This window comes from Gordonia sp. (in: high G+C Gram-positive bacteria), from assembly GCF_049299075.1.
Lineage (GTDB): Bacteria > Actinomycetota > Actinomycetes > Mycobacteriales > Mycobacteriaceae > Gordonia.
Map to the genome: position 1 here is coordinate 1 of NZ_JBAQWU010000085.1, position 8,926 is coordinate 8,926.

The 8,926-nt window shown below is 66.6% G+C and carries 10 protein-coding genes; 6 read left to right on the forward strand and 4 right to left on the reverse strand.

Going from position 1 to position 8,926, the window contains the following annotated elements:
- On the reverse strand, nucleotides 1-233 hold a 233-nt coding region (locus WAW85_RS02830; RefSeq protein ID WP_422558140.1), incomplete at its 3' end, for a DUF4193 domain-containing protein.
- Between the two features lie 201 nt (nucleotides 234-434).
- On the opposite strand from WAW85_RS02830, the gene cei reads away from it, so the two are divergent.
- Entirely contained in the window at nucleotides 435-1,088 is a 654-nt protein-coding gene (cei, locus tag WAW85_RS02835; protein ID WP_422558141.1) for an envelope integrity protein Cei, read from the forward strand.
- A gap of 19 nt (nucleotides 1,089-1,107) precedes the next feature.
- Here cei and WAW85_RS02840 read toward each other — a convergent pair whose 3' ends face one another.
- The gene (locus WAW85_RS02840; protein WP_422558142.1) at nucleotides 1,108-2,001 is read right to left on the reverse strand and encodes an inositol monophosphatase family protein; all 894 of its coding nucleotides are present in this window, start codon (nucleotides 1,999-2,001) and stop codon (nucleotides 1,108-1,110) included.
- A 114-nt stretch (nucleotides 2,002-2,115) separates the two neighbouring features.
- Here WAW85_RS02840 and ppgK point away from each other — a divergent pair, with 114 nt between their 5' ends.
- Together ppgK and WAW85_RS02850 are read left to right on the forward strand one after the other, a co-directional pair.
- Nucleotides 2,116-2,910 (forward strand): polyphosphate--glucose phosphotransferase, encoded by a 795-nt coding sequence (ppgK, locus tag WAW85_RS02845; RefSeq protein ID WP_422558143.1) that lies wholly within the window; start codon nucleotides 2,116-2,118, stop codon nucleotides 2,908-2,910.
- 214 nt (nucleotides 2,911-3,124) lie between these two features.
- Nucleotides 3,125-4,540 (forward strand): RNA polymerase sigma factor, encoded by a 1,416-nt coding sequence (locus tag WAW85_RS02850; protein WP_422558144.1) that lies wholly within the window; start codon nucleotides 3,125-3,127, stop codon nucleotides 4,538-4,540.
- A gap of 24 nt (nucleotides 4,541-4,564) precedes the next feature.
- On the opposite strand, the gene WAW85_RS02855 is transcribed toward WAW85_RS02850, so the two are convergent.
- Entirely contained in the window at nucleotides 4,565-5,035 is a 471-nt protein-coding gene (locus tag WAW85_RS02855; protein ID WP_422558145.1) for a MaoC family dehydratase, read from the reverse strand.
- An 82-nt stretch (nucleotides 5,036-5,117) separates the two neighbouring features.
- On the opposite strand from WAW85_RS02855, the gene WAW85_RS02860 reads away from it, so the two are divergent.
- A complete protein-coding gene (locus WAW85_RS02860; protein WP_422558146.1) occupies nucleotides 5,118-5,774 on the forward strand; it encodes a TetR/AcrR family transcriptional regulator in 657 nt (218 codons plus the stop codon).
- Between the two features lie 156 nt (nucleotides 5,775-5,930).
- Entirely contained in the window at nucleotides 5,931-6,119 is a 189-nt protein-coding gene (locus WAW85_RS02865; RefSeq protein ID WP_422558147.1) for a DUF7455 domain-containing protein, read from the forward strand.
- Nucleotides 6,120-6,143: 24 nt separating this feature from the next.
- Here the strand turns inward: WAW85_RS02865 and WAW85_RS02870 are convergent, their stop codons facing one another.
- Nucleotides 6,144-7,937: a DEAD/DEAH box helicase gene (locus tag WAW85_RS02870; protein ID WP_422558148.1), complete on the reverse strand. Its 1,794-nt coding sequence runs from the start codon at nucleotides 7,935-7,937 to the stop codon at nucleotides 6,144-6,146.
- Between the two features lie 86 nt (nucleotides 7,938-8,023).
- Here WAW85_RS02870 and WAW85_RS02875 point away from each other — a divergent pair.
- On the forward strand, nucleotides 8,024-8,926 hold a 903-nt coding region (locus WAW85_RS02875; protein ID WP_422558149.1), incomplete at its 3' end, for a YihY/virulence factor BrkB family protein.

Consider the following 8,926-nt stretch of genomic DNA (forward strand, 5'->3'; position numbering starts at 1 on the left):
AGGAAGCAGCTCGAGCAGGTGAACTCGTCATCCTGCTTCGGCACCACGCGCACCGAGAGTTCTTCGCCGGATAGGTCTGCACCCGGCAGCTCGAAGGATTCGGCGGTGTCGGTCTCGTCGACGTCGACGTCGGCCGAACTCGCCTCGTTTCGGCGCGCCTTCAGCTCCTCGAGCGAATCCGTCGCCAGATCGTCGTCGTTGCTCCGCCGCGGGGCGTCGTAATCGGTAGCCATGACAGTGCCTCACCTGGGGTTGTAGTACGTAGATTCTGGACGGAGCAACCTAGGCTCGTGGCCGGTCTCCCCCGTCCCGCAAACGTAGCAAATAACGCTTGCGGCGACCGTATTCTAGGTGAGGAGTTCGGGCAGGTCAAGTAGCACCTTCGGGTGCGGCGGTCCCGCAGATTCGCCCTGCCACGCCTTACAGTGGCACGCATGGTCTCGCAGTTTGCCACCGGCTACGCCACCGATGCGCAGGGCCGCCGCTTCAAACGACGCAATTTCACCCCCGCGATCATCATCGGCACTGTCCTTACGGTCGCCGCTCTCGCGGCGTGGACGTTCGCGCTGGTCGACCGCACTGCCGAGAGCTATCCGACCGATTGCGCGATGCCGACGAAATCCGACGTCACGATGACGCCGACCGGCCGCGGCGAGATGCTGGCGGTGCCGCCCGCCGCGCAGTCCACGTTCCGGGTCACCGTGCTCAACTCAGCGGCCGCCCGCGGCAGCGCCCGATCGGTCTCCGACGACCTCGTCCGCCAGGGGTTCGCTGCCGGCGAACCGGCCTTCGGCGACGACGCCGTCTACACCGAGCGTGACCTCAACTGTGTGGCGCAGATCCGCTACGGACCTGGCGGGCAGACCGCGGCGGCCGCGGTCTGGCTCGCAGTGCCGTGCGCGCAACTGGTCAACGACGGTCGCCCTGGCGCCGACGTCGATGTCGCCCTCGGCGAATACTGGCACGCCCCCGCCTCGACGCAAGAACAACAAGCCGCCCTCGAGTCGCTGCGCACCGTCGACCCGCGCAACCCGAAGTCGGGGGTGGACGCGTCACTCATCGAAGCCGTCCACAACCAGCCCTGCTAGCGTCACGCCCACGCCGGGCCTAGACCGGGAGCTGCTCCAGGCCGCCGAGTTCGGCCAGGACTGCGTGGAATGCGGTGGCGATACCGGGCGCCATCGCCACCGTCGGATAGCCGTCGCCCGACGCTGAGGTCGCCGGCGGCAGCAGGACGACAGCTCCAGCCTCGGCGGCGATCAATCCGCCGGCCGCCCAGTCCCATGGCGCGAGGCCGTGCTCGACGTGCGCGTCTACCGCACCCGATGCCACCATGCACAGATCGAGCGCCGCCGCACCCATGCGCCGCACATCACGAATCTGTGGAAGCAGTCGGCCGATCAGCGCCCCTTGGGCCCGGCGACGTCCCGGTGTGTACGCAAAACCGGTTGCCACCAGGGCGAGCGCGACGTCGTCGATCGGATTGGCTCGTAACCTGCGCGGCTCGCCTGCACCCGGTTCCCAGCACCACGCGCCGGTGCCGCGCGCCGCGGCGTAGGTCACCTCGCGGGCGACATCGACCACGGCCCCGGCCACCGAGACGCCGTCGACCTGTGCGGCCACCGATACCGCGTACGCGGGCACGCCGTAAAGGAAGTTCACCGTGCCGTCGATGGGATCGACCACCCATCGCACACCAGGACTGATCTCGGCGGCACCACCTTCTTCTTCCCCGAGAATCGCATCGTCGGGTCGGACGCCGGCCAGTAGTTCGCGGATCAGCTGCTCACTCTCGGTGTCGGCCACCGTCACCGGATCAGTGCGCGTCGACTTGGTGCTGACCGCGGGACCGTCGCCGATGTGCCCGGACGCGGGAAATAGTTCGGCGCGGCGTCGGCGGACATGGGCCGCGGCCGCTTCTGCCACCTCCCGGGCGATCCTCGCCAGTTCTTGCGGCAACTCTTCTTCCGGCAACTCTTCTTCCGGCAACTCTGCACTCACAGGTCCCCAGCGTAGGCTGCTCGCCGTGGCACCGCCCGGAACTGGGCACCGGACCGTAAACTGCCGGTAGCAGTTACCCACTCCATGTTCGGCTGCGCGAAGGAGTTTCGTCTCATGTCCGACATCAGCTATCTGGGAGCCGACCGCGCACCCAGCCCCGGTTCGGGTTTGAGTTTCGGCGTCGACGTCGGTGGTAGCGGGGTGAAGGGTGCCATCGTCGACCTGCGCTCGGGCGAGTTCGTCGGCGATCGCCATCGCGTCCAGACGCCGCAGCCGGCCACCCCCGCCGCCATCGCCGAGGCCGTGCGATCCATCGTTGAGCACTTCGGCTGGACCGGTCCGGTCGGGATCACGGTGCCCGGCGTCGTGAAGGACGGCGTCATGCGCAGCGCCGCGAACATCGACCCCTCGTGGATCGGCACGGACCTGGCCCAGCTGTTCAGCACCGCGCTCGGCGGGCGCCGAGTGACCGTCCTCAATGATGCCGATGCCGCCGGCCTAGCGGAACTGACATATGGCGGCGGCGCCCACCTCGCCGACGGCGAAGTGGTGCTGTTGACCCTCGGCACCGGCATCGGCTCGGCGCTGCTGCATAACGGCACGCTGATCCCGAACACGGAGTTCGGCCACATTGAGGTGAACGGGAAGATCGCCGAGAAGCGCGCCTCGGCCAAAGTCCGCAAGGACCGCGGGTGGAGTTTTGACCGGTGGGCCAAGGAGCTGTCAGCGGTACTGGTTATGTATGAGCGCTTGTTCTCCCCCGACCTGTTCATCGTGGGTGGCGGAATTAGCCGCAAAGCCGACAAGTGGGTGCCGCTGCTCACCAACGAGGTTCCCGTGGTCCCGGCCCGGCTGCGCAACACTGCGGGCATCGTGGGGGCCGCTCTAGCCGTCACCAACGACATCTAACTGACCTGGCGAGTAGCGCCATTGCCCCACCGGTGGTCCCCTTGCCGAGGTAGTTTCGTTACAATGGAACGCGTTGGTCCCGCTTCCGCCCGACCGACTCCCTAACCAGGTACGACGCTCCTGCGCGGCGCAGCCGGTGCGGCCCACGGGCGCCCCCGGCTTCTTTGTCGCTGCGCTGCGTCGTGCGGCAGAAAACTTGTGTGAAAGGTCGTACGTGGCAACCACGAAGGCTCCGGCGAAGAAGGCCCCGGTCAAGAAGGCCCCGGCCAAAAAGGCGACCGCAGGCGCGGGCACCCCGGACGACGAAGCGACCACCACCACGACCGCCAAGACGGCTCCGGCCAAAAAGGTAGCCGCCAAGAAGACCCCGGCCAAAAAGGCAGCCGCCAAGAAGACCGCTGCCAAGAAGGCCGCAGCCAAGGCCCCGGCTAAAAAGGCAGCTGCCAAGAAGACGGCGGCCAAGAAGGCCGCCCCGGCAACGGCTGACGACGCCGCACCCGAGGCCCTCGACGGGGATGCGCCGGAGAACCTCGAAGACGTCGAAATCGACGAGGATTTGACCGCCGACGACGTCGCCGACACCGGCAAGGACGCCACCGCGGGCAAGGATGCCAAGGACGAGACCGACGGCAAGACTGCGGGTGACTTCGTCTGGGATGAAGACGAGTCCGAGGCCCTCCGTCAGGCCCGCAAGGATGCCGAGCTGACCGCTTCGGCGGACTCGGTGCGCGCGTACCTGAAGCAGATCGGCAAGGTCGCCCTGCTGAACGCTGAAGAAGAGGTTGAACTCGCCAAACGCATCGAGGCCGGGCTGTTCTCCACTGAGAAGATGCGCCGTGTCATGGAATCGGGCGATAAGTTGTCGGTCGCCCAGCGTCGCGACCTGAACTGGATCTCCCGCGATGGCAACCGGGCCAAGAATCACCTGCTGGAAGCGAATCTGCGCTTGGTCGTGTCGCTGGCCAAGCGCTACACCGGCCGCGGTATGGCCTTCCTCGACTTGATCCAGGAGGGCAACCTCGGTCTGATCCGTGCTGTCGAGAAGTTCGACTACACCAAGGGTTACAAGTTCTCCACGTACGCCACCTGGTGGATCCGGCAGGCCATCACCCGGGCGATGGCCGACCAGGCCCGTACCATCCGTATCCCGGTGCACATGGTCGAGGTCATCAACAAACTCGGCCGTATCCAACGTGAGCTACTTCAGGATCTGGGTCGCGAGCCCACCCCGGAGGAGCTCGCCAAGGAGATGGACATCACGCCAGAGAAGGTGCTGGAGATCCAGCAGTATGCGCGTGAGCCGATCTCCTTGGACCAAACGATCGGCGACGAGGGCGACAGCCAGCTCGGCGACTTCATCGAGGACTCCGAAGCGGTAGTCGCCGTCGACGCGGTCAGCTTCACTCTGCTGCAGGACCAGCTCCAGGACGTGCTCGATACGCTCTCCGAGCGCGAGGCCGGCGTTGTGCGCCTCCGCTTCGGACTCACCGATGGCCAGCCGCGCACGCTCGACGAGATCGGCCAGGTTTACGGCGTCACACGCGAGCGCATTCGCCAGATCGAGTCGAAGACGATGAGCAAGCTGCGCCACCCGAGCCGCTCTCAGGTGCTGCGCGACTACCTGGATTAGCAGCGCCGGAGGGCAGTGTGGCCCTTATGCGAAGACAACTACGGTGACCGTTTCGGCGATCATCACCGGTTTGCCACCGCCGGGTACTTCCGCCGTCACTTTCTCGATCAGCCGATAGCCGCCGCGGGTCTCGGCAACGTCGAGCAACTCGAAGGTGGCACGAACGCGGGAACCGACCGGCACTGCCGCCGGGAAGCGGATCTTGTTGGCGCCATAGTTGATGCCCATGGTGGTTCCCGCCAGGACCCACGCCTGCTTACGCAGCATCGGCACCAAGGAGAGCGTGAGATATCCGTGCGCGATCGTGGTGCCGAACGGGCCGTCGGCCGCCCGCTGCGGGTCGACGTGGATCCACTGGTGATCGCCGGTCGCCTCAGCGAAGGTATCCACCTGCTCCTGCGTGATCGTGTGCCAGTCCGAGGCGCCTAGCACCTGCCCGGTCGCCGCGATCAACTCCGCAGCGCCGGTGATGGTGCGGAGATCGTGGCTCGGCATGGTTGCTCCCATCACTGAATTAAGCGTTCGCTTAACTCGTTGTGCTTTACTCTGACACAGCCGAACGGCGAATGAGCCGCATTTGACTCCGGGCGCGGCCCACAAGGAGGGGATCGAGAGCATCGTGGCGGACCACCAGATCGTCGAACGAGGCAACAAAGCGCAGCAGACGCGCTCCCGTTTGCTGCACGCCGCTGTCGAGTCCTTCGCCGAACGCGGCTTTCATGGCACCACCACCCGCGACCTCGCCGCGACCGCGGGGATGAGCCCGGCGGCGGTCTACGTGCACTATCCGTCAAAGGAACACCTACTGTACGAGCTATCGGTGATGGGTCACCGCAAGACGCTGGCCCAACTCGACGAGCACGACAACCCCGGCCTGCCGCCGGCCGACCGACTGCACCGCCTCATCTATGCCTTCGCCCTGCACCACGCCCTGGACCACACGTCGGCACGGATCGTGAACTACGAGCTCGCCTCACTGAGCGCCGAACACCTGATCGAGATCCGCGAGTTGCGTCGTCAGATCGTCGCCCGGGTAGGCACCGTGGTCGCCGACGGCGTGGCGTCGGGGGCATTCCGCACCACCGATCCGCGCGCAGTGAATCTGGCCATCCTGTCGATGAACATCGATATCGCTCGCTGGTATTCCGAATCCGGATCGCTCACCCCCGACGCGCTCGCCGAGTCGTACGCGAACCTCGCGCTGCGCATGGTCGAAGCCGATCTGGGGCAGTAGCCGACCCCGCGTCGGCATGGCCCGCGACACACCCGGGCGGCCCGGGGAACAAAGCCGCGCTGCCAAACGTCTGACAGAGTAGAGCCGAGTGTCACTCTCGGAGGCCTTCTGGGAATGTGTTCAGCAGGACAGCGACTGAAAGGGCAGGTGAATTCCATGACCGAGAACGCCACGACCACGATGATTGCGGTCCCGTTGAGCAACGCTGACCGGTGTGACCGGTGCGGTGCTGCGGCAAAGATCCGGGCAACCCTCGCGGGCGGCGGAGAGCTACTGTTCTGCCGCCACCACTACAACGGCCACGAAGCCCCCCTCGCCGAGGCTGGCGCCCGGATCAGCGAGTAGCACCCGCACCGTCGGCGCACCGACCTACGATTTCCAGGTGCGCAGTTCGGCGATTCGTTCCCGCAGCTGGTCGGCGGTCGCCATCGCCGTCGGCGGACCACCCACGCGCTGGCGGAGTTCATTGTGAATTTGACCGTGCGGACGGCCGGTTCGAGTATGCCGCAACGCGACCAGCGTGTTCAGCTCCTTGCGGAGCGCGTGCAGGTTTTCCCCGGTCGCGCGTTCGGCGGCATTCGGCGCCGCCTGTGCTGCGGGGTCGCCGTTCGCTCGCGCCGGGGCGGTCGACCGCGTGGACACCTGCTGGGCCTGCCGCTGCTGCAGCAAGGTGCGGACCTGCTCGGCATCCAAGAGACCAGGTAACCCGAGGTAGTCCGACTCTTCTTCGGAGCCGGACATGGTAGCGGTACCGAACGAGGCGCCCTCGTAGATCACCTGGTCTAGTTCGGCACTGGCGTGGAGCGACTGGAATGCGGGTTCATCGTCGCCGGGTTCGTCCGCGGTTTTATTGGCGTCGGTCAGCGCGGCATCGTCGAGCCCGGACGCTTCGCGGTGCGGCTTTCCCAGCACGTGGTCGCGCTCGGCTTCCAGCTCGCTGGCCAGCTGCAGGAGCACCGGCACCGACGGCAGAAAGACGCTCGCCGTTTCACCGGGACGCCGCGACCGGACGAAACGCCCAATGGCCTGGGCAAAGTACAGTGGGGTCGACGCATTGGTGGCGTAGACGCCGACGGCCAGGCGTGGGACGTCGACGCCCTCGGACACCATGCGCACAGCGACCATCCACTCATCATCGGATGCGGCGAACTGCGCGATACGCGCGGAGGAGCCGGTCTCATCGGACAGCACTAGCGTCGGGGCTCGCCCGGTGATCGATTCCAGGAGCTCGGCATAGTCGCGCGCGGAGTCTTGGTCGGTGGCGATCACCAGGCCTCCGGCGTCGGGAACTCCGGAGGCACGCAGCTTTTGCAGACGTCGATGGGCGGCGCCCAGGACGGCCGGGATCCAGTCGCCGTGGGCGTCCAGTGCAGTACGCCAGGCACGGGCCGTCTGTACCGCCGACAGTGGCTCGCCCAACCGAGCGGTGAACTCCTCGCCGGCGCTGGTGCGCCAGGACGCCTCACCGGAGTACGCCAGGAAGACCACCGGCCGCACCACGCCGTCGCGCAGCGCATCGGCGTAGCCGTAGGCGTGGTCGGCTTTGGAGCGCGAGCCGCCGCCGGGCTCAGGCTCGTAGGTGACGAACGGGATCGGCGAGTCGTCGGATCGGAACGGCGTTCCGGTCAGCGACAGCCGTCGTTCGGCGTCCTCGAACGCTTCCCGGATCCCTTCGCCCCACGATTTGGCGTCACCGCCATGGTGGATCTCGTCGAGGATCACCAGCGTCTTGCGGCGCACCGTGCGCTCACGGTGCCGGTACGGGTGGGCGGCCACCTGCGCGTACGTGAGTACCACACCGTCGAAGTCCGAACTGGTGGAGCCGGTGGCATTGGAGAAGTTCGGGTCCAGCGCAATCCCGACGCGGGCCGCCGCCTGCGCCCACTGGTGTTTGAGGTGCTCGGTCGGTGCGACCACGGTGATGCGTTCGACAGTGCGATCAGCCAGCAATTCGGCGGCGATCCGCAGCCCGAAGGTCGTCTTTCCGGCGCCGGGCGTGGCGACCGCGAGAAAGTCCCGCGGGCGCAGGGTCAGGTACTTGGTCAGCGCGCGGCGCTGCCAGGCACGGAGCGATCCGGCCGACGCCAGGCGCCCGGTGCTGGCCGACGAATCCGGTGCCGAGACCTGGTCGTCGATAGTGGAAGTACGCCCCGGTTCAGTCATAGCGGAGTCGATTCTAGCCGGTGTTCCGCCCGAACCTCGCCACGCCGCACGACCCCCCGTTCCGCCGTGTGCCGGGGCCATCGGCCATGCTGGTATCCATCAGCAACGACAGCCGCGAGCATCTGCCACCGGACGACGGCCCCGCCGACGACGCCCGGCGCGGTGTGTTAGGCAACATCCGCGCGGTGGTGTGGCGGACCATGGTGAAGGCCTGGAACGACGGCATCGTCGGATGGTCGGCCCAGGCCGCCTTCTGGCAGTCCCTGTCACTGGTGCCGCTGCTGCTCGGCCTGCTCGGTAGCCTCGGCTACATTGGCGGCTGGTTCGGCCCCGACACCGTCCAGATCATCAGCACGCGCATCATCTCGTTCGCCGGCAATATCTTCACCCAACAGGTGGTCGACGATCTGATCACGCCGACCGTCGACAATGTGTTGAGCCGCGGCCGCGGCGCGATCATCTCGGCGAGCTTCATCCTGTCGTTGTGGGCGGGATCGTCGGCGATGAGTTGTTATGTCGACGCGATTGTCACCGCACATGACCAGCATGAGGTCCGCCATCCGGTGTGGCAGCGGATCTTCGCGCTGATCATTAACTTCTTCTTCCTGGTCGCGGCGGTCCTGGTACTGCCGCTGGTGGCGCTGGGTCCGACCTATCTGCGGCAGATTGTGCCGCAGGACTGGGGCGGCTACGTGAACACCCTGATCGATTGGGGATACTTTCCCTTCGTCGGGCTCATCATGATCGGCGCACTAGTGCTGCTCTACCGGGTAGCGCTGCCCTATCCACTGCCCTGGCTACGGCTGATCCCCGGGGCGCTGCTCGCCGGCATCGCATTCTGGATCGCGACATATCTGCTCCGCGCCTATCTGACGGCGCTCGCCGAAGTCGGGTACAGCTACGGCGCGCTCGCTACCCCGATCGCGTTCCTACTGTTCGGTTTCTTCCTCGGCTTCACGATCGTGGGCGGCGCGCAGTTCAATGCGGCC

Coding starts and splice junctions, on each gene's coding strand:
- cei (WP_422558141.1), top strand. CDS start 435: ATGGTCTCGCAGTTTGCCACCGGCTACGCCACCGATGCGCAGGGCCGC.
- ppgK (WP_422558143.1), top strand. CDS start 2,116: ATGTCCGACATCAGCTATCTGGGAGCCGACCGCGCACCCAGCCCCGGT.
- WAW85_RS02855 (WP_422558145.1), bottom strand. CDS start 5,035: ATGCCGAGCCACGATCTCCGCACCATCACCGGCGCTGCGGAGTTGATC.
- WAW85_RS02865 (WP_422558147.1), top strand. CDS start 5,931: ATGACCGAGAACGCCACGACCACGATGATTGCGGTCCCGTTGAGCAAC.
- WAW85_RS02870 (WP_422558148.1), bottom strand. CDS start 7,937: ATGACTGAACCGGGGCGTACTTCCACTATCGACGACCAGGTCTCGGCA.